This is a genomic window from Amycolatopsis sp. ATCC 39116 (assembly GCF_000231075.2).
GTDB classification, from domain to species: Bacteria; Actinomycetota; Actinomycetes; order Mycobacteriales; family Pseudonocardiaceae; genus Amycolatopsis_E; species Amycolatopsis_E tucumanensis.
In genome coordinates, this window is sequence record NZ_AFWY03000005.1 from 47,194 (window position 1) to 71,078 (window position 23,885).

23 protein-coding genes are annotated in these 23,885 nt (G+C 72.0%); 5 read left to right on the forward strand and 18 right to left on the reverse strand.

Annotated features, from left to right (window positions below):
- Nucleotides 1-6: 6 nt before the first annotated feature.
- Together AMY39116_RS0307850 and AMY39116_RS0307855 are read left to right on the forward strand one after the other, a co-directional pair.
- Nucleotides 7-648: an enoyl-CoA hydratase/isomerase family protein gene (locus AMY39116_RS0307850; RefSeq protein WP_020417139.1), complete on the forward strand. Its 642-nt coding sequence runs from the start codon at nucleotides 7-9 to the stop codon at nucleotides 646-648.
- Nucleotides 649-659: 11 nt separating this feature from the next.
- On the forward strand, nucleotides 660-1,463 hold the full coding sequence (locus AMY39116_RS0307855; RefSeq protein WP_020417140.1) for an SDR family oxidoreductase: 804 nt from the start codon (nucleotides 660-662) through the stop codon (nucleotides 1,461-1,463).
- Nucleotides 1,464-1,958: 495 nt separating this feature from the next.
- Here the strand turns inward: AMY39116_RS0307855 and AMY39116_RS0307860 are convergent, their stop codons facing one another.
- The 13 genes from AMY39116_RS0307860 to AMY39116_RS42420 all read right to left on the reverse strand — a co-directional run bounded on the left by AMY39116_RS0307860 (nucleotide 1,959) and on the right by AMY39116_RS42420 (nucleotide 14,745).
- On the reverse strand, nucleotides 1,959-2,753 hold the full coding sequence (locus AMY39116_RS0307860) for an MBL fold metallo-hydrolase (protein ID WP_020417141.1): 795 nt from the start codon (nucleotides 2,751-2,753) through the stop codon (nucleotides 1,959-1,961).
- A 22-nt stretch (nucleotides 2,754-2,775) separates the two neighbouring features.
- Nucleotides 2,776-4,389, reverse strand: coding sequence for a long-chain-fatty-acid--CoA ligase (locus tag AMY39116_RS0307865; RefSeq protein WP_020417142.1), 1,614 nt, complete (start codon nucleotides 4,387-4,389; stop codon nucleotides 2,776-2,778).
- A gap of 15 nt (nucleotides 4,390-4,404) precedes the next feature.
- The gene (locus AMY39116_RS0307870) at nucleotides 4,405-5,382 is read right to left on the reverse strand and encodes an NADPH:quinone reductase (RefSeq protein ID WP_027935740.1); all 978 of its coding nucleotides are present in this window, start codon (nucleotides 5,380-5,382) and stop codon (nucleotides 4,405-4,407) included.
- Nucleotides 5,383-5,401: 19 nt separating this feature from the next.
- Nucleotides 5,402-6,364, reverse strand: a complete 963-nt coding sequence (locus AMY39116_RS0307875; protein ID WP_020417144.1) for an NAD(P)-dependent oxidoreductase — start codon at nucleotides 6,362-6,364, stop codon at nucleotides 5,402-5,404.
- A gap of 10 nt (nucleotides 6,365-6,374) precedes the next feature.
- On the reverse strand, nucleotides 6,375-7,187 hold the full coding sequence (locus AMY39116_RS0307880) for an SDR family NAD(P)-dependent oxidoreductase (RefSeq protein WP_020417145.1): 813 nt from the start codon (nucleotides 7,185-7,187) through the stop codon (nucleotides 6,375-6,377).
- Nucleotides 7,188-7,190: 3 nt separating this feature from the next.
- A complete protein-coding gene (locus AMY39116_RS0307885) occupies nucleotides 7,191-8,447 on the reverse strand; it encodes an MFS transporter (protein ID WP_020417146.1) in 1,257 nt (418 codons plus the stop codon).
- Nucleotides 8,448-8,547: 100 nt separating this feature from the next.
- The gene (locus tag AMY39116_RS0307890) at nucleotides 8,548-9,735 is read right to left on the reverse strand and encodes an LLM class flavin-dependent oxidoreductase (RefSeq protein WP_020417147.1); all 1,188 of its coding nucleotides are present in this window, start codon (nucleotides 9,733-9,735) and stop codon (nucleotides 8,548-8,550) included.
- Nucleotides 9,736-9,764: 29 nt separating this feature from the next.
- The gene (locus AMY39116_RS0307895; protein ID WP_020417148.1) at nucleotides 9,765-10,562 is read right to left on the reverse strand and encodes an alpha/beta fold hydrolase; all 798 of its coding nucleotides are present in this window, start codon (nucleotides 10,560-10,562) and stop codon (nucleotides 9,765-9,767) included.
- 101 nt (nucleotides 10,563-10,663) lie between these two features.
- Nucleotides 10,664-11,911, reverse strand: a complete 1,248-nt coding sequence (locus AMY39116_RS0307900; RefSeq protein ID WP_020417149.1) for an acyl-CoA dehydrogenase family protein — start codon at nucleotides 11,909-11,911, stop codon at nucleotides 10,664-10,666.
- On the reverse strand, nucleotides 11,911-12,933 hold the full coding sequence (locus tag AMY39116_RS0307905; RefSeq protein ID WP_020417150.1) for a phosphotransferase family protein: 1,023 nt from the start codon (nucleotides 12,931-12,933) through the stop codon (nucleotides 11,911-11,913). The genes AMY39116_RS0307900 and AMY39116_RS0307905 overlap by 1 nt, the downstream gene beginning before the upstream one ends.
- Nucleotides 12,930-13,703 carry an SDR family oxidoreductase gene (locus AMY39116_RS0307910; RefSeq protein WP_020417151.1) on the reverse strand — a complete coding sequence of 258 codons (774 nt, stop codon included), beginning with the start codon at nucleotides 13,701-13,703 and terminating at the stop codon, nucleotides 12,930-12,932. The genes AMY39116_RS0307905 and AMY39116_RS0307910 overlap by 4 nt, the downstream gene beginning before the upstream one ends.
- Nucleotides 13,700-14,458: an SDR family oxidoreductase gene (locus AMY39116_RS0307915; RefSeq protein WP_027935741.1), complete on the reverse strand. Its 759-nt coding sequence runs from the start codon at nucleotides 14,456-14,458 to the stop codon at nucleotides 13,700-13,702. The genes AMY39116_RS0307910 and AMY39116_RS0307915 overlap by 4 nt, the downstream gene beginning before the upstream one ends.
- Nucleotides 14,459-14,460: 2 nt before the next feature.
- The gene (locus AMY39116_RS42420; protein WP_020417153.1) at nucleotides 14,461-14,745 is read right to left on the reverse strand and encodes a hypothetical protein; all 285 of its coding nucleotides are present in this window, start codon (nucleotides 14,743-14,745) and stop codon (nucleotides 14,461-14,463) included.
- A 233-nt stretch (nucleotides 14,746-14,978) separates the two neighbouring features.
- Here AMY39116_RS42420 and AMY39116_RS0307925 point away from each other — a divergent pair, with 233 nt between their 5' ends.
- Complete coding sequence (locus AMY39116_RS0307925) at nucleotides 14,979-15,575, forward strand: QsdR family transcriptional regulator (RefSeq protein ID WP_051123494.1); 597 nt, start codon at nucleotides 14,979-14,981, stop codon at nucleotides 15,573-15,575.
- A gap of 3 nt (nucleotides 15,576-15,578) precedes the next feature.
- Here the strand turns inward: AMY39116_RS0307925 and AMY39116_RS0307930 are convergent, their stop codons facing one another.
- The gene (locus tag AMY39116_RS0307930; RefSeq protein ID WP_020417155.1) at nucleotides 15,579-16,346 is read right to left on the reverse strand and encodes an alpha/beta fold hydrolase; all 768 of its coding nucleotides are present in this window, start codon (nucleotides 16,344-16,346) and stop codon (nucleotides 15,579-15,581) included.
- A gap of 93 nt (nucleotides 16,347-16,439) precedes the next feature.
- Here AMY39116_RS0307930 and AMY39116_RS0307935 point away from each other — a divergent pair, with 93 nt between their 5' ends.
- Both AMY39116_RS0307935 and AMY39116_RS0307940 read left to right on the forward strand, forming a co-directional pair.
- Nucleotides 16,440-17,459, forward strand: a complete 1,020-nt coding sequence (locus tag AMY39116_RS0307935) for an NADP-dependent oxidoreductase (RefSeq protein ID WP_027935743.1) — start codon at nucleotides 16,440-16,442, stop codon at nucleotides 17,457-17,459.
- Between the two features lie 23 nt (nucleotides 17,460-17,482).
- On the forward strand, nucleotides 17,483-18,358 hold the full coding sequence (locus tag AMY39116_RS0307940) for an alpha/beta fold hydrolase (RefSeq protein ID WP_020417157.1): 876 nt from the start codon (nucleotides 17,483-17,485) through the stop codon (nucleotides 18,356-18,358).
- 46 nt (nucleotides 18,359-18,404) lie between these two features.
- Here the strand turns inward: AMY39116_RS0307940 and AMY39116_RS0307945 are convergent, their stop codons facing one another.
- From AMY39116_RS0307945 to AMY39116_RS0307960, 4 genes are all read right to left on the reverse strand, one after another.
- On the reverse strand, nucleotides 18,405-19,943 hold the full coding sequence (locus AMY39116_RS0307945) for a long-chain fatty acid--CoA ligase (RefSeq protein WP_020417158.1): 1,539 nt from the start codon (nucleotides 19,941-19,943) through the stop codon (nucleotides 18,405-18,407).
- Nucleotides 19,944-20,071: 128 nt separating this feature from the next.
- Nucleotides 20,072-21,601 (reverse strand): aldehyde dehydrogenase (NADP(+)), encoded by a 1,530-nt coding sequence (locus tag AMY39116_RS0307950; RefSeq protein WP_020417159.1) that lies wholly within the window; start codon nucleotides 21,599-21,601, stop codon nucleotides 20,072-20,074.
- Nucleotides 21,598-22,554, reverse strand: a complete 957-nt coding sequence (locus AMY39116_RS0307955; protein ID WP_020417160.1) for a C-terminal binding protein — start codon at nucleotides 22,552-22,554, stop codon at nucleotides 21,598-21,600. Before AMY39116_RS0307955 ends, AMY39116_RS0307950 begins: the two co-directional genes overlap by 4 nt.
- A complete protein-coding gene (locus AMY39116_RS0307960) occupies nucleotides 22,551-23,744 on the reverse strand; it encodes a fumarylacetoacetate hydrolase family protein (protein ID WP_020417161.1) in 1,194 nt (397 codons plus the stop codon). The genes AMY39116_RS0307955 and AMY39116_RS0307960 overlap by 4 nt, the downstream gene beginning before the upstream one ends.
- Nucleotides 23,745-23,885 lie beyond the last annotated feature (141 nt).

A 23,885-nucleotide genomic window follows, 5' to 3' on the forward strand; every position in this document is an offset into this window, starting at 1 on the left:
GGTTCGATGCGCCTGGACATCGCAGACCGGGTCGCCCGGCTCACGATCAGCAGGCCCGAGAAGCGGAACGCGATGTCCGGCGACATGTGGCAGGAACTGGTCCGGCATGTCAGGAGGATCGACGAGACACCGGGAATCGCGGCCGTCGTGCTGCGGGGCTCCGGCGGGAGTTTCTCCGCGGGCGGGGACCTCGCGGAGTTGAGTTCGTCCGATCCGGACCACGTCGCCGCCTACCGGCACCTGGCCGAGACCGCTGTCCTGGCGCTGACGGAGCTCGCACCGCCCAAGATCGCGGAGATCGACGGGACATGTTTCGGCGCGGGTTGCAGCCTCGCGCTCGCCTGCGACGTCCGGATCTGTTCGCCGGCGGCAAACTTCCGGATACCGGCGCTCGGTCACGGCCTGACCTACGAGCCGGTTTTCGTGCGCCGGCTGGTGCAGGCGGTCGGCACCGGCCCGGCGGGGCTGCTGCTGTACGGCGGGGAACGCTGGAACGCTGAGCAGGCCGCCGCTCATGGCCTGGTCGACAAGTGCGCGCAGGACGCGACGGCCGCGGTCGGGGAGATCGTGGCCTGGCTGCGCGGCGCGGACGTCGAAGACATCGTCTCGACGGCGATGTCCATCAGGACCGCCACGCGGTCCCGGTAGGAAGGGTCACCATGGATCTGCAGTTGAAGGGTGCCCGGGCGGTCGTCACGGGAGGATCCCGTGGGCTCGGGCTGGCCATCGCGCGCGGGCTCCTCGCCGAGGGCGCCCGGGTGGCGCTCGTCGCCAGGGACGCGCGGCGGCTCGGCGCCGCCGCGGACGGCCTCCGCTCCGGCGCCACGGCAGCGGAGGTCCTCGCCGTCCCGGCGGACACCACCGACGACTCCTCGGTCCGGGCCATGGCCGAGCAGGTCGTGACCGCCTGGGGCGGTGTCGACGTGCTGGTGAACGCCGCCGCCCAGCCGTCCTTCGCCTCCGCTCCCCCACCGCTGGCCGATCTCACCGACGGCGAGGTGCTGGCGGACTTCGACACCAAGGTCCTCGGTTACCTCCGGTGCGCCCGCGCCCTCGCGCCGCACATGATCCGGCAGGGGCAGGGACGGATCGTGAACATCTCCGGTCTCAACGCCCGCCGCACCGGCTCCGTCTCCGGGACGATCCGCAACGTGGCGGTCGCCGCCCTCACCGCGAACCTCGCCGACGAACTCGGCCCGCACGGTGTCGGGGTCACGGTCGTGCACCCGGGTCTGGTGGAGACCGAACGCACCCCACGGCTCGTCGCGGACCGGGCGGCGGCCGGCGGGCTCACCGAGGAGCAGGTCCGCGCCCAGCTGGCCGCGACGACGAGCCTCCGGCGTCTCGTCACCGCGGAGGAGGTCGCGGACGTGGTCGTGTTCCTGTGCTCGCCCCGGGCGGCCGCCGTGACGGGAGACGCGGTGTCCGTGGCGGGCGGCAACCGCGGAGCGGTGCACTACTGAAGCGAGATCACGGCTGTGGTGCCAGGGCGTGCTCGACAGAGGTTCTGGCGGGTAGCTGGGATGGCGCTGGTCGCGTCGGGGGTTTGTGGGCATTGCTCAGAGATGTGCTGCCGGCACGGGATCCCGTGGCGGGATGCGCCGGCGGTGTTCGGGCCCTGGCAAACGATGTGGACCTGGCACCCTGGCCGCCCAGGCGCCTGGGATGTGGTGCTCCACCATCGGCCGCCCCCGGGCGCCCGCACACCAAGATCCACCGGCTGGCCGACTGCAACGGCCGCTCCCCTGGTCACCCTGTTCACCGAGGGCCAGGCCGGGGACCCCGACGTTCGAGCCGCTGATGGCCACCTGAAAAGTCCCCGCCCCGGCGGCGGCCTGCCCCGCGGGCACCAACGCGCCGCCATCCTCATCCACGACGTCATCACCTGAACAGAAGAGCCCTGTCGGACGCGCCCTGGCTGGTTGTGCCGCCCATGACCGTGGGCGGCACAACCAGCACTACGCCCAGGAGAACCGGCGCAGTCCGTCGGCCGTGATCAGGCGGCCGAAGGACAGCTCGGGGAAGTGCGCGGGGGCGAACGGGTCGCCCGTAGCGGCCAGCTCGTCGGCGATGCGTTCGCGGATGGCGTTGGCCGCGGCCCGGTCCACGTCGAACATCCCTTCCCATTCCGGGTCGGTGAGCTCCACGACCGTGTGCACCACGTCGCCGAGCAGGAGCGCGCGCTCGCCGGAGTCGCTGACCACGAACACGGTCGAGCCCGGGGTGTGCCCCGGCGCGGGCCGCGCGAGGAGACCGGGCACCAGCTCGGTCTCCTCGTCGAACGTCTCCAGCCGCCCCTCGATCGGGGCCAGGGTTTCCTGCAGGACGGGATCGGCCGTGGAGTCGGTCATGAAGTACGCCCAGTCCGCCTCGTGCACCCGGAACGTCGCGCGCGGGAACGTCACCTCGCCGCGGACCGTCGCCCAGCCGACGTGATCCGGGTGCAGATGCGTGAAGACCACGTCGGTGACGTCCTCGGGCGCGACCCCGGCCCGGCGCAGGTTCGCCGGCAGCCGGCCTGTCACGAACCCCTCGTGCACGAAGTCGTCACCCGCTCCGGCGTCGACCAGGATCGTCCGGTCCCCCAGCCGCACGAGGAACGCCCCGATGTCCATGTGGATCCGGCCGCGCTCGTCCAGCGGCTGGTGCGCACAATCCCACCGCGCGTCCCGCCGGTGGGTCACGGTGTTCCCGATCGGCAACCTCGCGGTGCCGTCGAGGATCGGGACGATGTCGACGTTTCCTACCTTCATCGGTTCCTTCCAGTCACTCCGGTCAGCCGCGGACGCGCAGGGCCTCCCCCGACCATTCCTGTTCGCGCAGTTCGTACTTCCGCACCTTCCCGGTGGAGGTCTTGGGCAGTTCGGCGACGATCTCGACCTCGCGCGGCGCCTTGTAGCGGGCGATGAGCGACCGCACGTGCGCGATCAGCTCGCTCTCCGAAGGGTTCCTCCCCGGCCGTGGCACCACGAAGGCCTTGGGCCGCTCACCCCACCGCGGGTCCGGCACACCGATCACGGCGACCTCGAGGACGTCGGGGTGCGCGGCGATGGCGTGCTCGACCTCGATGGTCGAGATGTTCTCGCCGCCGGAGATGATCACGTCCTTGGCCCGGTCCCGAAGCTCCACGTACCCGTCCGGGTGCATCACGCCGAGGTCCCCGGAGTGGAACCAGCCACCGGCGAACGCCCGTTCCGTGCCCTCGGGATCGTTGAAGTAGCCCTGCATCACGTTGTTGCCGCGCATGACGATCTCACCCATGGTCCGCCCGTCCCGGGGAACGTCGCGCAAGTTCCCATCCACCACCCGGACCTCGTCCGCCTGCAGCATCCCCACCCCCTGCCTGGCCCGCAGCTTCGCGCGCTCCTCCGGCGCCAGGTCGTCCCACGCCCGCTGGTACTCGTTCACCGCGTACGGGCCGTAGGTTTCGGTCAGGCCGTACACGTGCACGATCCGGAAGCCCATCCGCTCCATCTGCAGGATCGTGGTGGGGCTCGGCGGCGCACCCGCGGTGGTGACGACGAGCCGGTGGTCGAGCTGGTGGGCCGGCTCGGCCCGCATGATCGTGGTGACGACCGTGGGCGCCCCGTTGAGGTGGGTGACCCGGTGGCGGTCGATGAGCTCCCACACCCGGTCCCCGCGCACCTCACGCAGGCAGATCTGGGTCCCGCCCGCCGCGACCAGCGCCCACGTCGTGCACCAGCCGTTGCAGTGGAACATCGGCAGCGTCCACAGGTAGACGCTGTCCGCGTCGTGTCCGGAGTGGAAGATCTCGCCGAAGGAGTTCAGGTACGCGCCGCGGTGGGTGTAGACCACGCCCTTGGGCCGTCCCGTCGTGCCCGAGGTGTAGTTGATCGAAATGGGCGATCGCTCGTCGTCGACCGCCCACACCAGCTCGTCCTCCTCGTCCGCGGCGGCGAGGAGGTCGGCGAACGCGACCGCGCCGGGGACCTCGACGGTCGCCTCGGGACCGATCGGGTCGGCCGCCACGGCGATCGTCCGCACCGTGTCCAGCGACCCGGCGATCGGCGCGATCGTGGCGGCGTACTCGGCGTCGACGACGAGCACGGTCGCGCCCGAGTGATCGAGGATGTAGCGGACCTCCTCAGGCGCCAGCCGGGTGTTGATCGCGACCAGCACCGCACCGGCCAGCGGCACGGCGAAGTGGGCGGCCAGCATCTCCGGCACGTTGGGCATGAGGTAGGCGACGCGGTCGCCCGGCCGCACTCCGGCGGCGCGCAGCATCCGCGCCCGCCGCTCCACGCGCGCGGCGAACTCCCGGTAGGTCCAGGCCTCGTCGCCGTGCACGACGGCGACCTTGCCGGCGTGCACGTTCGCCGACCGCCGCAGGAACGACAGCGGCGTCAGCTGGGTGATCCCGGTGTCCATCCGTGTGCTCCCCTTTCAGTGCTCGCCCACGCGCAGGATGACTTTCCCCGTCGGCGCCTGCTCGGCCACCTCGTGCGCCCGAACCACCTCGTCCAGGCCGTGCGGCAGCACCGGCAGAGCGGACAGCGCGCCGTGCGCGAGTGCGTCGGAAGTCCACCGGATCGCGGCCGCCAGCCGCTCCGGGGACACCCCGTAGAGCAGCACGAACTCCAGCGTCGTGTTCGCCTTCATGAACTCGCCCACGGGCAGGGACAGCTCCCCCTCCGCGGCGTAGACGGCGATGGTGCCGGGGGCGCCGAGCACGGCCACGTCGAGGTCCAGGTTCGCCCCGAGCGCGACCTCGACGACCCGGTCGACGGGCCCGGCGAAGTCGCGGATGCGCCGGGCCGCGTCCGCGTCGGTGTAGCGGACGACGAAGTCGGCCCCGGCCTTCTCCGCCAATGCGCGCTTCTCGTCGGAGCTCACCGTGGCCACCACCCGCGCGCCGGCGTGCTTGGCTAGCTCGATGGCGAAATGCCCCACCGCGCCCGCTCCCCCGGCGACGAGGACCGTCCGCCCCGCCAGCGCCGCGGGATTCCCGCCCAGGCAGTGCGCGGCGGTCAGCGCCGGAACCCCGAGGCACGCCCCGAGGTCGTCGGATGCGCCGTCGGGCAACGGCACCGCCCGCTCCGCGGGGACGACCGCGAACTCGGCCGCCGTCCCGTAGCGGTTGTGGAACGCCGCCAGGTACAGCCAAACCCGTTGCCCCACTTGGAGGCCGGTGACGCCGTCGCCGACCGCGTCGACCACACCGGCGCCATCGTGGTGGGGCACCTGGAACCAGTCGGGCGTGCGCCCGGCGAATCCCGCCCGGGTCTTCCAGTCGGTGGGGTTGACACCCGAGGTGGCGATCCGGACCCGGACCTGGCCCGGACCGGGCTCGGGCACCTCGAGCTCGACGACTTCGAGCACCTCCGCCGCGGGACCGGGACGACGGTAGACCGCTGCTCTCATGCCCGCACCACCTGCCTGTTCACGCGAGCCGGGTTCGAACGAGCTCGTGGTAGTGCCGGATCGCGCGGTCCGGGTCGTAGCGGGGACGCCATCCAAACTCCTCTTCCATCCGGGTTCCATCCAGCGCCATGTAGTAGCTGTCGGCCATCTGCATCGGGTTCAGCCCGGGCCCCACGTCGAGTGCCGCACCGGGAATGACGCGGCGGATCGCGTCCGCGAAGTCGTGCATCGACACCGGGTGCCCCGCGGCCACGTTGTAGGCCTGGTGGCGCAGCGGCCCGGGAGCCAGCGCGACACACGCGATGGCGTCGGCGACGTCGAGGACGTAGATGATGTCATCCCGCTCGTCCCCGCCCTGCTCGATCGTGAAACCGCGGCCCGAGGCCGGCAGCTCGACCATCGAGCTGTAGGTGTTGATCGGGCCGGCGTGCCGCTGCAGCCTGCCCGGGCCGAAGATCGTGGCGAACCGCAGGCTGACGCACTCCACTTCGGAGTTGCGCCCGTACCACGCCACCACGTTCTCCGCGGCCGCCTTGGTGATGCCGTACATGCCGGTCGGCCGCAGCTCGTCGTCTTCGCGCACGGCCTCGTAGGTGGGAAACCCGCGCTTGCCCGTCGCCGGCGCGTACACCGCCTTCGAGCTGGTGTAGACGACCCGCCGCGCACCCGCCGCCACCGCGGCGGCGCACACCGCGGCGGTGCCGCCGACGTTCACCGCGATCGCGGTGTGCGGATCCCGTTCGCAGTCGACGAAAGCCGCGAGATGGATGACGCAGTCCGGCCGCAGGCGCAGGGCGGCGTCGGTGAAACCGTCCGCGTCGCGGATGTCGCCGACGACGAGCTCGACCCGGTCCGCCACATCCTCGATCAGCGACGTGTCGTCCCGGCTTTCGAACACGGCCACCTCGTGGCCGCGGCCCAGCAGCTCCCGCACCACCCAGGCGCCGTTGACGCCCAGCCCGCCCGTCACCAGGAAACGCATGCCGGCTCCTTCACTGTCCGGCCAGGCGCCGGAACGACGGGACCATGGGCGCGTAGGCGGACATGCCGCCGTCCACGACCAGCACCTGCCCGTTGATGAACGACGACTCGGGCGAGGCCAGGAACAGGGCGGCCATCGCGACGTCGTCCGGCCTGCCCAGCCGCGGCGTCGCGACGTGATCCAGCAGCACCTCGGTCTGTGCCGCGGAGAACATCTTCTCGGTCGCGGGCGAGACGATGTGGCCCGGCGCGAGGACGTTGCATCGGATCCCCTGCTTGCCGTACTCGACGGCCAGCGACTTCGACAACCCGATCACCCCGGCCTTCGCGGTCGCGTAGGCCGGGCGGCCTTCGAGGGAAAGCCAGGCGGCCAGGGAAGAAGCGTTGGTGATGCTGCCCCCTCCCGCGCGGACCATGTGCGGCAGGACGTGTTTGGCGGTCAGGACGCAGCCCAGCAGGTCCACGCGCAGCTGCCCCAGCCACACCGACAGGTCTGCCTCGGCGACGAAGACGTCCTCGGCCACCAGACTTCGCTCGGAGGCGTAGTTCTGGAGCACGTCCACCCCGCCGAAGCGCTCGACCGCGAACTCGACGGCGCCTGCGACCTGAACCTCGTCCGAGACGTCCGCGGCGAACGGCTCGGCGACACCACCGTCCTCCCGGATCCGGTCCACCGTCGCCGACGCCTTGGACTTGTCCACGTCCACGACGAGGACCTTCGCGCCTTCGCGGGCGAACACCTCGGCCGTCGCCGCTCCGATACCCGAACCCGCACCCGTCACCAGCGCTGACTTGCCCGTCAGCCGCCCCGCGGCAGACCCCATGCTTCAACTCCTCCCGTACGCCCGGCGATCCACCGACGCGATCACGACGACCAAGGTGATGACGCCTGCCGCGACCATGTACCAGGCCGGCGACGTCTTGTTCCCGGAAAGCTCGATCAGCAGGGTCGCCACGAACGGCGCGGTGCCGGCGAAGATCGCCGAACCGAATCCGTAGGCGATCCCGAACCCGGACGCCCTGACCTTCGTCGGGAACAGCTCCGCGAACAGCGCCGGGATGGCGCCGCCGAACGCGGCGACCGGGATCCACAGGACGAGCTGTCCCAGCAGCGCCGGGCCGAACCCGGTCAGGCCGATGATGAGCAGACTGGGGTAGGGCAGGACCACCGCCAGGACGCACGCGAAGACCAGGACCGGCTTCCTGCCGTAGGTGTCCGAGAGGCGCCCGAACGCGACCACCAGGAAGATCCCGGCCGTGGTGGCGATGATGACCGTGCTCAGCGCCTGCACCGCGGACAGTCCCACGACGCTGCGGATGTAGGTGAGCGCGAACACCTGGACCGTGGACGAGGCGATGTTGAAGCCGACGCAGATCCCGATCACGATCAGGAACGCCCGCCAGTGCTGGGTGAACAACGTGCGCAGCGGGCTGCGCTCCTGGGCGTTGCCTGCCTTGAGCTCCTCGAACTCCGGCGACTCCGCGATGCGGTAGCGCAGGTAGAGGCCGATGACCAGCAGCGGGAACCCGAGCAGGAACGGGATCCGCCAGCCCCAGCTGTCGAGGTCGCCCGGGGACAGCGACACCGTCATGATCAGGACCACGACGGCGCCGAGCACGCTGCCGAGCGTCGAGGAGAAGAAGGCGAAGGAGCCGTACAGCCCACGGCGGTGCGGGGGCGCGTGCTCGACGAGGAAGCTGGCCGACGTCCCGAACTCCCCGCCGACGGACAACCCCTGGAGCAGCCGCGCGACACACAGGAGCACCGGTGCGACGATCCCCGCCTGCGGATAGGTCGGCATGACGCCGATGAGCACGGTGGTCACGCCCATGATCAGCACCGCGATCGCCAGGGACACCTTGCGCCCGCGCCGGTCCGCGAGCCGCCCGAACACGACGGCGCCCACCGGCCGCATGACGAAGCCGACCGCGAACACCGCCAACGTCGACAGGATCGCGGCGAGCGGCTCACCCGAGGGGAAGAACAGCTTCGAGATGACCGGTGTGAGCGACGCGAAAATCGCGAAATCGTAGAACTCGAGAGCGTTTCCCGAGCCGGCGGCGATGATCGACCGGCGCGCCACAGCGCTGTGCCGCGGCGTTCCCGTTCCCGGGGAAACCCTGTCTTCCGAATCCAGCGGGGATGGTTGGGACATCGTTGTCCTCCGATAGGCAGCAGTTACCCTACTTCGACTGAACGGCGAGCCCGCCCGTCACGCGGTCGACCAAGGGCGCGACACCCTCGGCGAAGTTGGCGATCCCCCGGACCGTGTCCTCGTGCCCGAGGTGACCGGCCTGGCCCATGAGCAGCAGGTGCCCGAACCCGCCGACGTGCTCGTAGAAGCGCTCGATCTGCCCGGCGACGGTGGCGGCGCTGCCGGCGAACACGATTCCGCGTTCGATGAGCTCGGCGAGCGACATCGCGGTCACGTCGGGGATCGGCGAGGACGCCGGGGAGCCGGGCATCGACGTCAACGGTCCCCGCAGGCCCACGGCCCGGACGTGGTAGGGCAGGTATCCCGGGGGGTAGGCGAACTGCTTGGCCACCTTGTTGCTGTGCAGGTACCAGAGCAGTTCGCGAGCCCCTTCGAAGCCCTCTTCGTCGGTCCGTCCGGTGTAGACCAGCGCCGCGTAGCCGAACATCTCGTCGCCCGGCGCGGGCTTGCCCGTCGCGGCGCAGTGGTCGCGGTAGGCCTGGAACACCGCCCTGGTCCCGTCGAACCCCGACAGGAAGGTGCCGACCCGGTAGCCGTGGTCGGCGATCCTCGGCACGCTGGCCGGGTTCACCGCGGTGACCCACACGGGCGGGCCGGGCTGCTGGTGGGGCCTCGGCCAGATGTTGACCTGGCGGTGGTGGAAGAACTCGCCCTCCCAGTTGAACGGGCCGTCGTGCGCCGACCAGGCTCGCGTGATGAGCTCGACCGCCTCCCACATGCGCTCGGACATCCGCACCGGCCGGGAATTGGTGGCGGCGACCTCGTACTGCACGCCCCGCACGAATCCGGCCTCGAGACGGCCGTGGCTGAGCAGGTCCAGCAGGGCCATTTCCTCGGCGATGCGCACGGGGTCGGTGCGGTTCGCGACGGGGTTGCCCAGGATCAGGATCCGCGCGTTGGTGGTGAGCCGCGCGAGCGCTCCGGCGATCACGGGAGCGGCGGAGTTCATGCAGGTCGCGGTCGAGTGGTGTTCGTTGACCATCACGTTCAGCCCGCATTCGTCCGCAACCTGCCACTCGCGGATGTAGCGGTCCCACAGCGCCGCGGCGCGAGCGGGGTCGATGACGCCGTTGGGCAGGGTGACCCGCACCGATTCGTAGGTCTCGGGGTCCGGCAGGTACGGGTAGGCCGCTTCGCTGAAATGCCAGTACTGCACGGGAACGCTCCCTTTCTGGTTGGTCGGGGTCAGGCGGCGGAGGCGGAGATCAGCTCGGCGATCTCCGCCGGGCATTCCACCTGTGCGCGGTGCCCGGCCCGGTCGAGGCACTCGAAACGCGCGCCGGGGATCCGCGCGGCCAGCTCGCGGCCGTAGCCGGGCGCGACGATGCCGTCCTGCCCGCCCCAGATCACCAGGGACGGCACGCGGATGCGCCACAGCCAGTGGCGCAGCCGCGGGTTGTGCAGGTAGGGCTCCCAGCCGTACAACGCGAGAGCCTCTTCGTTGCGCGCCACCTCGAGAACGTCCTCGTCCCGCGCGTGCGCGAGGTCGCCCAGCGCGAAGCTCGTGTCCGCGTAGAGGCGCTTGTCCAGCTCGGTCCGCGGCATCGCGAAGAGGTCGGCGATCTCGCGGTCGAGCGGTCCGCCGAGCTTGACCCCCACCGAGTCGACGAGCACGAGACGGCCGATCCGCGCGCAGCTCCGCACCGCCATCTCCATGGCGACCCAGCCGCCGAACTGGAGGCCGACGACGGTGACGTCGGTCAGCCCGGACCGGTCCAGCCAGTCGAGGTAGAGGTAGGCCAGGTCGTCGACGGACGTGCACCAGTCCGGCCGGGGCGAACGGCCGAAGCCCGGGTGACTCGGCGCGACCACGGAGTAGTCCTTCGCGAGCGCCGCCACGAACGCGGCGTTCTCCTCGGCCCGCTCTGCGCCGGGCAGGACCAGGGCGACCCGGCTGCCGTTGCCCGCGCGGCGAGCGTCGAGGTGCACGCCGGCCCCGAACTCGACGCCGGCCTCGGCGCCGACAAGATCGAGCGTCTGCACAATGCCTCCCAACAATGCCCCCGGCGGGGCCTGGTAGCTGAAGCTTGCCGCCCGGCGGCGGCGAAGACTGTGACCTGGGTCCGGGACTTCGGCCGGGCTCCCTACCGCTGCGCCGCGGGTGCCGGTCGCCGAGCCGAGGCGGCCTTGCGCAGTTCGCGGCGGGCGAGGGCGTCCTTGTGGACCTCGTCCGGCCCGTCGACGAATCGGAGCATGCGGGCGAGCGCGTAGCCGTAGGCGAGCGGGAAGTCCTGCGACAACCCACCCCCGCCGTGCACCTGGATCGCCTTGTCGAGCACCCACTGGACGGTCACCGGGGTCGCGATCTTGATCGCCTGGATCTCGGTGTGCGCGGCCTTGTTGCCCCGCGTGTCCATCAGCCAGGCCGCCTTGAGGGTGAGCAGGCGCAGCTGCTCGATCCGGACGCGGGATTCGGCGATCCAGTCGCGGACGACTCCCTGGCCGGACAGCGGCTTGCCGAACGCGACCCGCTCCTCCGCGCGGGCGCACATCAGCTCGAGCGCGCGTTCGGCCACCCCGATCGCCCGCATGCAGTGGTGGATGCGGCCAGGGCCGAGCCGGGCCTGTGCGATCGCGAAGCCGTCGCCTTCGCCACCGATGAGGTTTCCGGCGGGCACCCGGACGTCGTCGAAACGCAGTTCGGCGTGCCCACCGTGTTCGCGGTCGTCGTAGTCCAGAACGCGCATCGCCCGGGTCACGCGGACGCCGGGGGTGTCCCGCGGGACGAGGATCATGGACTGCTGGCGGTGCCGCTCGGCGTGCGGATCGGTCTTGCCCATGACGACGAAGATCGCGGCGTTCGGGTTCATCGCCCCGGTGATCCACCACTTGCGCCCGTTGATCACGTAGTGGTCGCCGTCGCGCTCGATGCGGGTGGCGACGTTGGTGGCGTCGGAGGACGCGACATCGGGTTCGGTCATCGCGAACGACGACCGGATCCGCCCGGACAGCAGCGGTTCCAGCCACTGGCGTTTCTGCGCGTCGGTGCCGAACTGCGAGAGCAGTTCCATGTTCCCGGTGTCCGGTGCGGCGCAGTTGAGCGCGGCGGGCGCCAGGTGCGGGCTCCGGCCGGTGATCTCGGCCAGCGGCGCGTACTGCTGGTTGGTGAGGCCGGCGCCGTCCGCCCCGGGGAGGAACAGGTTCCACAGCCCCCGGTTGCGCGCCTCCGCCCGCAGTTCGGACAGCACGGGCGCGGAGTCCCACGCCCACGGATCGTCCAGCTCGGACAGTTGCCGTTCGAACACCGGCTCCGCCGGGTGGACGTGCGTCTCCATGAACTCCAGGAGCCGCCCGCGCAGGTCCTCGGTGCGATCGTCGTAGCCGAAGTGCATCAGCCGTCCTCCTTCAGGGCAGCCAGCCCGATCTCCAGCAGGGGCCCGGTCAGCGCGCCGATCCCGTCGAACCCGGCGCCCACGGTCTGCCCGTGCAGGTGCCGGTGGCGGATCCCCTCGACGATCGCCGCCAGCTTGTAGCAGGCGAGGCCGAGGTGGAAGCCGAAGTGCGCCGGGTCGCGGCCACTGCGCGAGCGGTACCGCTCTCGCACTTCGTCCTCGGTGAGGTGTCCCGGCGCCGAGGCGGCGTCGGTGAGGAGGTCCCCGCCCGGGAGCCGGCTCAGTTTCTGGTAGGCGATCAGCAGTGCGAGGTCCGTCAGCGGATCGCCGATCGTGGCCATCTCCCAGTCGATCACGGCCGCCGGGCGGTCGGCGGAGTCGACGAGCACGTTGTCGAGGCGGTAGTCACCGTGCACGATGCCGACCCCGGAATGGGCAGGGACGTTCGACGCCAGCCCGGAGCGCAGTTCCCCGGCCGACCGCAGGTCGCCGCTGCCGGCTGCCGCCAGCTGCGCGCTCCAGCGCCGCACCTGCCGGTCCAGGTACCCGTCGGCGCGACCGAAGTCCGCCAGCCCCACCTCGGCCGGGTCGACGTCGTGCAGCGCCACCAGCGTGTCGACGACGCGGAGCGAGATCCGGCGGACCCGGTCCGGCCCGAGCCGCGCCAGCGCCGCCGCGCTCCGGAACGGGGTCCCGCCGACCTTCTCCATGAGGTAGAAGGGCGCCCCGATCACCGAGTCGTCCGTGCACAGCGCGTACATCGCGGGCACCGGCACGGCGGTGCCCGCCAGCGCGGCCATGACCCGGTATTCGCGCGCCACGTCGTGAGCGGTGGCGGGCACGGGTCCGACCGGCGGTCTGCGCAGCACCCAGGCGCGCTCGCCGTCACCGACCTCGTACGTCAGGTTCGACCGGCCGCCCGCGAGGAGGCGCGCCGACAGCGTGGGCCCGGCCTGCCCCGGCCGCTCGGCCGCGAGCCAGCCGGCCAGCCTGGTCAGGTCCAGGCCCGGAAGGCGACTCACCGGGCCGCCCGTTCCAGGTGCCGTTGCAGCTTGTTCATCCCGCCGAGCCAGCGGTCGGTGTCGGCGGCCCGGTTTCGGTAGTGGTCTCCTGCTTCGGGGTGCGGGAGGATCAGGAAGCGGTCGTCGTGCAGCGCCTGCCACGTCACCTCGGCCACGTCCTCGGCGGTCACCGCGCCGTCGGCCAGCACCGACCGCATGGGACCGCTGGCCGCGAGCATGCCGGTCCGCACCCCCTGGGGACAGATCGCCTGGACCACGATTCCGCGGTGCCGGTAGGTCGCGGACAGCCACTCGGCGAAGGCGACCACAGCGTGTTTGCTCACCGAGTAGGTAGCGGTCCCGAGCGCGGTCAGCAGCCCCGCCGCCGACGCGGTCACCACGAACCGCCCGCGACCACGCTCCAGCCACTCCGGCACCAGCAGCCGGGCGGCGCGGACGTGCGCCATCGTGTTGACCTCCCAGCTCGCCGCCCAGGCTGCCTCGCTGGCGTCCAGGCCGTAGCCGCGGACGACGCCGGCGTTGGCGAACCAGGCGTCGACCTGGCCGAGGTGACCGCGCGCGGCCGACACGAGGGCCACGGCCCCGGCCACGGACGCGGCGTCGCCCGGCACGGCGAGCGCACCGATCTCCGCGGCCGCCGCCTCCGTCGCGACGGGATCCAGGTCGTTCACCACGACGCGCGCTCCCCCGGCGGCGAGCCGCGCGGCCAGCGCCTTGCCGATCCCGCCCGCGGCGCCGGTGACGACGACGCCCTGACCCGCGACCGTCATGCGGTCGCCCCGGCCAGGGTCACGCCGCCGTCGACGACGAGGAGGTGGCCGGTCAGCAACGACGCGTCCGCCGACAGCAGGAACGCGACGGCCCCGCCGATGTCGTCCGGCTCGCCCAGGCGCTTGAGCGGGTAGGCCGCGGCCAGCTGTTCCTCCCGGCCTTCGTACAGGGCCGCGGCGAACTTGGTCTTCACCACCGCGGGCGCGACGGCGTTCACCCGGATGCGCGGGCCCAGCTCGACGGCCAGCAGCCTGGTCATCGCGACGAGCATGGCCTTGCTGGCGCCGTAGAAGCCGACGCCCGGCGCGGGCGAGATCGCCGAATGGGACGCGACGTTCACGACCGCCCCGCCGTGCTCCCCCATCCACGCGCGGTGCGCGTGCTGCACCCAGGACAACGCCGCGATGCAGTTGACCTCGACGACCTTGCGGGCCACATCGAGGTCGAGCTCGACCATCGGCCCGTACCACGGGTTGACGCCCGCGTTGTTCACCAACATGTCGAGGCTGCCGAACCGTTCCACGGCCTGACCGGCCGCCTCCGCCTGGTGCGCGGTGTCGTCGGCCTTGCCCGCCACGGCGATCGCCACCTCCGGGCCACCGAGGCGAGCGACGGCCTCCTCCAGCGCCTCCTTCTTGCGCGCGGTGATCACCACCCGCGCTCCTTCGGCGACCAGTCGTTCGGCGATGGCGAACCCGATGCCGCGGCTGGCGCCGGTGACGATCGCGGTCCTGCCGTCGAACTTCCCGGGCACGGTCACCGCCCCCAGGAGACGTGCGCCCGGACCCGGCCACCGTCGGCGCTGACCCAGCCCTGGCGTGCGGCGTGGGCGAGCATGCGGGTGAACCCGTCGTGCCAGTCCTGATCACGATCACCAGCGGCGGAGCGCAGCCAGGAGACGTCGAGCCAGACGTGGTCACCGGCGACCTCGCCCGCACCGGCGGCTTCCAGTGCCCGCGACAGGAGCTCCCACCGCGGCGAGTCCGCCGCGGCACGGACCGACAACGCGCCCAGGTCTTCGGCCCTGTCCAGCTGTGGCACCCCTGGTCCACCGTCGGGTACGTACACCACCATCTCCGCTCACCCTCGCCGTTCCGGTCCAGTTCCGTGAGCAGGAGTCTGGTGTGGTGCCGGGCAGCTGACTGTGACCTGGATCCGGGAGTTGGGGCGGGAAGGCCCGCGTCCTCAGCGCACGGGCCGACGGCACCGGCGCCGCTTCGGCGGCCGGACCAGGATGCCGCCTGGTGTCCCACGCACCGGCTAGGCTGCGGTTCATGCCTGCCGCGCGACGCCAGACCGCAACCCCGCCGCACCGGGACGAGGCGGCGCCGGCTTCCCAGGGGCGGGAAGCGGCGATCCGGCTGGCGCGGCGGCAGTTCCGCAGCGGAACGCGGATCGAAATGCAGGCACTGGCCAACGAGCTCGGCGTGAGCCGGATGACGCTGAACCGCTGGGTCGGGAGCCGGGACCGCCTGCTGGGCGAGGTGAACTGGTCCCTGGCGAAACCCACCCTCGACCGCTGCAGGCTCCAGTCCAGGGCGACCGGGATCGACGCCGTGGCCCAGACCCTCGAGGGGTTCATCGCCAGTGTCCTGGATGCGCCGTTCATGAAGACGTTCCTGCAGCAGGAAGGTGAGATCGCGCTGCGGATCCTCACCACCCGCAGCAGCGAACTCCAGCACAACTTCATCGGGTACGTGGCCGACCTGCTGCGCGACGAGCTGCCTGATCCGCCCGGCGGGCTCCCGGTCGAGGATCTCGCCTACCTCGTGGTCCGCATCGCCGAGTCGTTCTGCTACGTCGACATGATCACCGGCGGCGAGCCGGACGCCGCCAAGGTCGGCGCGGCGATCCGGCGGCTGCTGTCCTGATCGTCAGACGCCCGCGACCGCGCGGGCGTCGAGGAACTGGCGCATTTCCCGTGCCACGGCTTCGGGTGTCTCGTAGCAGGCGAGGTGACCGGCGTCGGCGAGCAGCACCAGGCGCCCGCCGGGGACCCGCCGCACGTCCGAAATCTGCTTGTCCAGGTCGACCACGGTGTCCTTGCCGCCGACGAGGTACAGCAGCGGGACCCGCAACCCGGGCAGCTCGTCGGCCATGCTGGTGAAGACCCCGCCGCCGAGCCAGCCACGCCACATCCGCTCGGTGACCGTGGGCATCGTGCGCACCAGATCCGCCGTCTTCGCGGGATCCTGCGAGATACTCGCGATGCCCGCGGTGATCGTGTCCAGGTCGCCGAAGGCGCTGTGGAAGCCTTCGATGACGGGGTCACCGGGGGAAGTACCGCCCGCGTTCCACGGCATCACGCCCACGACCGCCTCGACCTCGCCGGGATGGTCCAGCGCGATGCGCACGGCGATGGCGCCACCCAGCGACAGCCCGGCCACGACGAAGCCGGTGAGCCTGATTTCCCGGCAGGCCTCGGCAACGGTCTCCGCGAGAGCCGCCAGGTCACCGTCGGCCCGCGCACCGGCCGACCCCGCGTGCCCCGGGAGATCCATCAGGACGGCGCGGTACCCGTCGAGCAGGGGCACCACCCCGGCCCAGCACTCGATCGAACACCCGAAGCCCGGCAGGAGGACGATCGTCCGCGGCCCGTCACCGCGCACTTCGTAGTGGATTCCGTTGGTGGTGATGGGCAACGTTGCCCCTCCCTCACGCGACATGTCCGCAAGCCTATGTTACGTTTCTACAATTGTAACACCGCTGGGGGAAGTGAGCGGAGGACAGGATCGATGAGCACGACCAGCCGCGAGGTTCATCTGGTGGCACGCCCGGCCGGAATGCCGTCCCCGTCGGACTTCGCCTTGGTGGAAACCGTCGTGCCCGAGCCGGCGCCGGGAGAGGTGCTGGTGCGCAACGACTGGATGTCCGTCGACCCCTCCATGCGCGGGCGCATGCGGGACGTGCCGTCCTACCTCCCGCCGTTCGCCCTCGGCGCACCCCTGGAAGGCGCGGCCGTCGGCACGGTCGTCAAGTCGCGGAGCGGGACGCTGCGCGACGGAGACGTCGTGTGGCACCACTTCGGCTGGCGGGACTACGCCGTGGTCCGGGCGGACGAAACCCATCGCCTGGACACGACGGGCGTCCGCGGCTCGGACTACCTCGGCGCACTCGGCATGCCCGGCCTCACCGCCTACCTGGCGCTGAGCGAGTTCGCGCCCGTGCACCCCGGCGACGTCGTCTTCGTTTCGGCGGCCGCCGGCGCCGTCGGCGTGGTGGCCGCCCGGGTCGCCCGTCACCTCGGGGCCGCCGCGGTGATCGGGTCCGCAGGCGGACCGGAAAAGGCACGTCGGCTGGTGGAACAGCTCGGCTACGACCGGGCCGTCGACTACAAGTCGGGACCGATCGGGCCCGCTCTGCGCGCCGCGGCCCCCGGCGGGATCGACGTCTACCTGGACAGCGTCGGCGGGGACCAGCTGGAAGCCGCCCTCGACGCGCTGCGCACCGGCGGACGAGTGGCGGTCTGCGGCTCCGTCTCCGAGGCGAACGCCGCCGGACCCGTGCCCGGCCCAGCCAACCTCGCGCTGATCACGAAGAAGCGACTGACCTTGCGCGGCCTCATCGTGCTGGACCACCTGGAGCGCTGGCCGGAATGGATCGCCCTCGCCCGGGGCTGGCTCACCGACGGCTCGTTCGTCCCGGCCACCACCGTCGTGGACGGCCTCGAAAACGCCGTCGGGGCGCTGCTGGGGATGCTGTCCGGCGCCAACGTCGGCAAGATGCTGGTGCGTCTCAACCGGGCTGCGGCATGAGGACATCGTCCGAGCTGCGGCGAGTGAACGGTGTCGAGCTCGCCGTGACCGCGGCCGGCGAAGGGCCGCTCGTCGTGCTCGCGCACGGATTTCCCGACCTGGCCGTCACCTGGCGGCTGCAGATCCCCGCGCTGGTCGAGGCCGGCTATCGGGTGCTGGCTCCGGACATGCGCGGCTACGGCCGCAGCTCGCGCCCCGGCGAACGATCGGCGTACGCCCTGCGCACGGTCGGGCTGGACCTGATCGGCCTGCTCGAGCACGAGGGTGCCGACGCGGCACATTTCATCGGCCACGACTGGGGCGCCGCGTGCGTCTGGCAGCTCGGCCTCGACCACCCGGCCGCCGTTCTCTCGCTGGCCGGTCTCAGCGTGCCGTATGCCCCGCCGGCACCCGCCCCGCCGACGCAGATCCTGCGCGCACGCTGGGGCGAGCAGTTCTACCAGCTCCGGTTCCAGGAAGCCGGGCGCGCGGAGGCACTGCTGATGCGCGATGCCGGCCGCTCGCTTGCCGTCATCTTCGGCGATCGCTACGACCTCCTCGACGGCGACGAGCCCGTCCGCCCGCCCGAGTGGCTGCCGCCGGACCTGTTCCGCCGGCTCGTCGAGCGCTTCCGCGAGACAGGCTTCGCGGGCGGGCTGAACTACTACCGCAACATCGACGACAACTGGCGCGAAACGAAGGCGGCACCGGAACGGGTCATCCAGCAGCCCTCGCTGTTCCTCACGGGCAGCGCGGACCCGGTGACCACCTTCATGCGGCCCGAATCGGGCGCGCGGGCGTTCGAGGATCTCCGCACCCTCGTCGTGGACGGAGCCGGGCACTGGGTGCACCAGCAGGCCCCGGACACGGTGAACGAAGCGCTCCTGGCCCACCTGCGCCGTGCCGGCGCGGCTCGATGAGCAGCTCGGCCGGGGCCAATCCGCTTCTCCGGACGCCCCGGGGCGTTCAGGAAATCTCCCGTTTGAGGATCTTGCCGGTCGACGTCATCGGCAGCTCGTCCCTCAGCTCGACGATCCTCGGGTATTTGTAGGCCGCCAGCTGCCGCCGGCCCCAGTCCACCAGGTCCTCGGGCCGGAGGGCCTCGTGGCCCTCGGCGGGCACGACGACGGCCTTGATCTCCTGGCCGTGCGAGGGGTGCGGGACCCCGATCACCGCGACGAGCGACACGGCCGGGTGCTCCATGAAGACCTCCTCGATCTCGCGCGGGTAGACGTTGTAGCCGCCGCGGATGATGAGGTCCTTGGAGCGCCCGACGATGTGGTAGAAGCCGTCGGAGTCCTTGCGTGCCAGGTCTCCCGTGCGGAACCAGCCGTCGCGAACGGCATCGGCCGTCGCCTCGGGCCGCTTGTAGTAGCCCTTCATGACGTTGTGCCCGCGGATGGCGATCTCCCCGACCACCTCCGGGTCGTCGGGGAGCGTCGTCCAGTCCTCCGCGATCAGCTTCATCTCGACGCCGTCGACGGGGCGTCCGATCGACCCGGCCCGGACCGGCTCGCCGAGCCGGGTGTGACTGGCCATCGGGGAAGTCTCGGACAAGCCGTAGCCCTCCAGGATCGACGTCCCGAAACGGGTTTCGAACTCCTTGTGCAGCTCGACCGGCAGGGCCGACCCGCCCGAGGCGGCGACCCGAAGCCGCCCGTACAGGCGGTCCCGGCCCGGCAAATCGTCGAGGGCCTGCAGCAGTGCCCAGAACATCGTCGGGACCCCGGCGAAGATCGTGACGTGCTCGTCGAGCATGAGCCGCAGCGCCTCGACGGCGTCGAACCTGGGCACCATGACGATGGTGCAGCCGAACAGCGTCGAGGCGTTCTGGACGCAGGTCTGCCCGAGCGAATGGAACAGCGGGGCGACCAGCAGGTGGGTGTCCGGCCGGGCGGGGTCGAGCTCGTACACCGAGGCGGCGGCCCGTGCGTTGAGCAGCAGGTTGCGATGGGTGAGCTCGGCGCCCTTGGGGCGCCCGGTGGTCCCGGAGGTGTAGAGGATGACGGCGGTGTCGCCGTCCTCGCGCGCGACAGTGCCGAACGACGCGGGACCGGTCAGCGGCTCGCCGCACCACGTCGTCTCCCCCGCCTCGTCGACCCCGATGGTCCAGAAGCGGTCGCACTCCGCGGCCTTCGCGAAGCCCTCCCGCGCGGTATCGGCGAGACGGGGGTCAGCGGGATCTTCGTGCACCAGGTAGGCGACCGCGTCCGAGTCGTCGAGGTGGTAGGCGATCTCCCGGGCGCGCAGCAGCACGTTGAGCGGCACCACCACCCCGCCCGCGCGCAGCACCGCCCAGTACGCGATGGTGAACTCCGGGACGTTCGGGCACGACAGCGCGACCTTGTCGCCCGGCGCGACCCCGGAGTCCACCAGGCGCCGCGCCATCGCCGCGGATCGCCGCGAGACCTCCGCGAACGTCAGCCGGCGCGCTCCGGCGACGAGGAACTCCCGTTCACCGAAGCGCCCGGCGGAGACGTCGAGCACGGTGGCCAGGTTCGACATGACCGTTCTCCTGCCTGTGCGTTTCGCCAGGGACGACGCCGACTCGAGACCGATGTTACTGATTCAGAAACGTAACGGCATGCGGGCCTGGGAGTCAACGATCACGGTCACACCGCCGGACGGCGGGATCAGCCGGCCCGGCCGCCATTCGGGCCCGGGGTGAGCACGCCGTCGACGCGGCGCGGGATGCCCAGCGGGTTGCCGTCGCGGAGTGCGGCGGGTAGCAGCGGCTCGGGCACGTCCTGGTAGGTGATGGGGCGCAAGAACCGCCGGATCGCCGTGGCGCCCACCGACGTGTGCAGGACCGCCGTCGTCGCGGGCCAGGGGCCGCCGTGGTGCTGCGACCAGGTCACCGCCACCCCGGTGGGCCAGCCGTTGTGGATGAGGCGCCCCACCCTGGCTCCGAGCGCCGCCACGACGGAAGCGGCGGCGGGGTCGTCCGGCTCGGCGTGCACCGTGCCCGTCAGCGAACCCGGGACCCGGGCGAGCGCGGCCGCGAGTTCCTCCTCGGCCGAGTAGGTGACGAGCACCGTCACCGGGCCGAAGCACTCCTCGGTCAGGACGGCGGCGTTGGCCAGGAACGTCCGCGCGTCGGCCGTCACCACCTGCGGGGCCACCCGGTGCCCGCCGCCGTCCGGGTCCGGCCCGTCCAGCAGGGCGCGCACTCCCGGGACCTTCAGCAGCCGCCGCAGGCCCTCGCGGAATCCGGATTCGATCCGCGCCGTGAGCAGCGGACCGGCTTCCGCCGCGGCCACCCGCTCCGCCACCCGGGCGGGCAGGCCCGCCGCCTCGGGCACGAACACCAGACCGGGCTTGGTGCAGAACTGCCCGCTGCCGAGCATCGCGCTGCCCGCCAGACCGTCCGCGATCTCGTCCGGCCGGGCCGCGCCCGCGGCGGCCGTCACGACGACCGGGTTGATGCTGCCCAGCTCGCCGTAGAACGGGATCGGATCAGGACGCGACATCGCGACGTCGAACAGGGCCCGGCCACCGCCGGGCGAGCCGGTGAACGCGACGGCGGTGACCGCCGGATCCGCCACCAGGGCCCGGCCCGCCGCCTCGCCGTGCACCAGGGTCAGCACGCCCTCGGGGGCGCCGGCGGCGGACAGGGCGCCGGCCAGGATCTCCGCGGTGCGCACCGACAGCCCCGGATGCCCGGGGTGCGCCTTGACGACGACCGGGCAGCCGGCGGCGAGGGAGCTCGCTGTGTCGCCGCCGGCCACGGAAAAGGCGAACGGGAAGTTGGACGCGGCGAAGACCGCCACCGGCCCCAGCGGGACGAGCATGCGGCGCAGATCGGTGTGCGGGGGCACCGCCTCCGGGTTCGGCCTGTCGATGGTGGCCTCGCAGAACGCGCCGTCCCGGAGCACCTCCGCGAACAGGTCGAACTGCGCGGCGGTGCGGGCGAGCTCGCCGGTCAGGCGCGGCGGGCCGAGCGCGGTTTCGGCGTCGGCCAGTTCCACGAGCTCGCCGGAGTGGTCGCGCAGCGCCTGGCCGAGAGCCGCGAGCAGCGCGGCGCGCTCCGGGAACGAGAGCCCAGCCAGCCACGGCGCGGCCTGCGCCGCCCGCGAACACACCTCGCGGATGTCCTCGGGTGTGGTGTCGGCGATCTCCGGGCCGATCGGGGCTCCGGTGCGGGGATCGACAGCGCGGCTCATCGGCCACCTCCTCCGGTCACGGGACAGCGCAACGGTTTCCCGGCCAGCGCCCGTTCGGCCTCCTCCGCGGCCAGCCGTTGCAGCGCGGCCAGGGAACTGTCCGAATAGAACGCGGCGTGCGGGGTGAACAGGACCTGCGGCAACTCGCGCAGCGGCGAGTCCGCGGCGAGCGGTTCGGGGTCGAAGACGTCCAGCGCGGCCGCGGCGACCCGGCCCGCCCGCACCGCCTCGGCGAGCGCGTCGTGGTCGACCAGCCCGCCACGCGAGGTGTTGACCAGCACCGCGCCCTCGCGCATCCGGGCGAACGCCGCCGAGCCGAGCAGGTGCCGCGTCTGCGGGGTGAGCGGCGCGTGCAGCGAGGCGGCGTGCGACTCGCACAGCAGCGTGTCCAGGTCGGTGAGGGTGATCCCGTCGGCGGGCTCGGCGTAGGGGTCGTGGGCGAGCACGCGGAACCCGAACGCGGCGAGCCTGCGGCGCACGGCGAGCCCGATCCGGCCCAGGCCGACCAGTCCGACCGTGGTGTCGGCGAAGCCGGGAATCGAGCCGAGATCACTCGGGGCGCACCAGCCGGTCTCGCGGATGCGGCGGTCGTACGCCGGGATCTTGCGCAGCAGGGTCAGCAGCAGGGCGACGGTGTGGTCGGCGACGGTGTCGCTGCCGTAGTCCGGCACCGTGGCCACCGAGATCCCCCGCGCCTCGGCCGCGGCGACGTCCACGTTGTCGTAGCCGATGCCGTAGCGGATCACCGTCGCGCCGGGCGCCATCGCCGCGAGCACCGCGTCGGTCACCGGGGCGAAGTTCACGAACGCCACGTCGGCGCCGGCCACCGCGCGGATCGTCTCGTCCTCGCCGCGGCAGGCGTGCACCGAGAACTCCGCGCCGAAGCGCTCGGCGACGGCCGCCTCCGCCGCCACCCCGCCGAAGGCGTGATCGGTGACGACCACCCGGGTCACGAGACCACCTCCGCCGCACTCCTCAGCAGGCCGCGCTCGGCGAGGTTGGCCATCAGCGCCCGGATGCCGAAAGTCCAGTCCTCGGCCGCTTCCGCGGTGGTGACGACGTTGACCAGGGTGCCCAGCGCGGGCGAGCTGATCGCGACGACGTCGCCCTGCCGGTGGGTGAAGCCCTGCCCCGGCTCGTCGCGGTCCTCGGTCGGCGCGAACATCGTGCCGGTGAACAGGACGAACCCGTCGGGGTAGCTGTGGTGGGCGCCGTGCGCGTGCCGGATCAGGTCGGTGAGGTCCCGGCTGATCTCGCTCACCGGGTTCACGCCGTGCAGGGTGAACCCGTCGCCGCCGGTGATGTCCAGCGCGACCTCGGTGGCCCGCGCGTCGTCCAGCGTGAAGCCGTCGTCGAACAGCCGCAGGAACGGGCCGATCGCGCAGGATGCGTTGTTGTCCTTGGCCTCGGTGAGCAACAGCGCGCTGCGTCCCTCGAAGTCGCGCAGGTTCACGTCGTTGCCCAGGGTCGCGGCCACCGGCGTGCCGGACGAGCTGACCGCGAGCACGAGCTCGGGCTCCGGGTTGTTCCAGGTCGAGCGGGCCAGCACGCCGATCTCCGCGCCGGTGCCGACCGCGGACAGCACGGGCGCCTTGGTGAAGATCTCCGGATCCTCACCGATGCCGACCTCCAGGTACTGCGACCACAGGCCCTCCTCGACCAGCACCTCCTTGACCCGGGCCGCCTCCGGCGATCCGGGCCGCAGCTGGGCGATCCGGCCGCGGACCACCTCGGCGATCCGGGACCTGATCTCCTCGGCCCGGCCGGGGTCCCCCTTCGCGCGCTCTTCGATCACGCGCTCGAGCATGCTGCGCACGAACGTCACGCCCGCCGCCTTGACGACCTGCAGGTCGACCGGGGCCAGCAGGTGCGGGGCGGTCCGGTCGCGCCGAAGGGTGGCGTCGATCAGCGCGGACAGCTCCCAGTGACCGCCGCCCTCGCGCGTGCGGACGATCGAGACCGCGTCCGGCCGGTCCAGCAGCTCGGAGACCGTCGGAACGACGTGGGTGAGGTCCACGGCGCGGTCACCCCGGATCGCCGCGACGCACGGTCCGCCGACCGCGGGGTCGAACACACGGGCCACCAGGGTGGCTCGCTCGGCGTCGGCGGGGAGCACGGCCCCGGCGTAGGCGTGCAGGTTCATGGATCGACAGCCCTCCTCGTCGCGCCCACCCGGGCGCCATCAATGTCCTATCATCGTACAAAGTGCCGTCAATCCGGCCGCCGCGTCGCCCACCAGACGGCACAGCACGAGGCAACCGGCCTGCTTTGTCGTACGATCGCC

Bases quoted from the DNA above. Each gene is read 5' to 3' on its own strand.
- AMY39116_RS0307875 (WP_020417144.1), bottom strand. From the start codon at position 6,364: ATGCGTTTCCTGGTGACGGGCGGGCTGGGCGTCAACGGCGCCTGGGTG.
- AMY39116_RS0307865 (WP_020417142.1), bottom strand. From the start codon at position 4,389: ATGGACACCGGGATCACCCAGCTGACGCCGCTGTCGTTCCTGCGGCGG.
- AMY39116_RS0307850 (WP_020417139.1), top strand. From the start codon at position 7: ATGCGCCTGGACATCGCAGACCGGGTCGCCCGGCTCACGATCAGCAGG.
- AMY39116_RS0307870 (WP_027935740.1), bottom strand. From the start codon at position 5,382: ATGAGAGCAGCGGTCTACCGTCGTCCCGGTCCCGCGGCGGAGGTGCTC.
- AMY39116_RS0307855 (WP_020417140.1), top strand. From the start codon at position 660: ATGGATCTGCAGTTGAAGGGTGCCCGGGCGGTCGTCACGGGAGGATCC.
- AMY39116_RS0307960 (WP_020417161.1), bottom strand. From the start codon at position 23,744: ATGAACCTGCACGCCTACGCCGGGGCCGTGCTCCCCGCCGACGCCGAG.
- AMY39116_RS0307860 (WP_020417141.1), bottom strand. From the start codon at position 2,753: ATGAAGGTAGGAAACGTCGACATCGTCCCGATCCTCGACGGCACCGCG.
- AMY39116_RS0307880 (WP_020417145.1), bottom strand. From the start codon at position 7,187: ATGGGGTCTGCCGCGGGGCGGCTGACGGGCAAGTCAGCGCTGGTGACG.
- AMY39116_RS0307925 (WP_051123494.1), top strand. From the start codon at position 14,979: ATGCCTGCCGCGCGACGCCAGACCGCAACCCCGCCGCACCGGGACGAG.
- AMY39116_RS0307945 (WP_020417158.1), bottom strand. From the start codon at position 19,943: ATGTCGAACCTGGCCACCGTGCTCGACGTCTCCGCCGGGCGCTTCGGT.
- AMY39116_RS0307900 (WP_020417149.1), bottom strand. From the start codon at position 11,911: ATGCACTTCGGCTACGACGATCGCACCGAGGACCTGCGCGGGCGGCTC.
- AMY39116_RS0307910 (WP_020417151.1), bottom strand. From the start codon at position 13,703: ATGACGGTCGCGGGTCAGGGCGTCGTCGTCACCGGCGCCGCGGGCGGG.
- AMY39116_RS0307950 (WP_020417159.1), bottom strand. From the start codon at position 21,601: ATGAGCCGCGCTGTCGATCCCCGCACCGGAGCCCCGATCGGCCCGGAG.
- AMY39116_RS0307935 (WP_027935743.1), top strand. From the start codon at position 16,440: ATGAGCACGACCAGCCGCGAGGTTCATCTGGTGGCACGCCCGGCCGGA.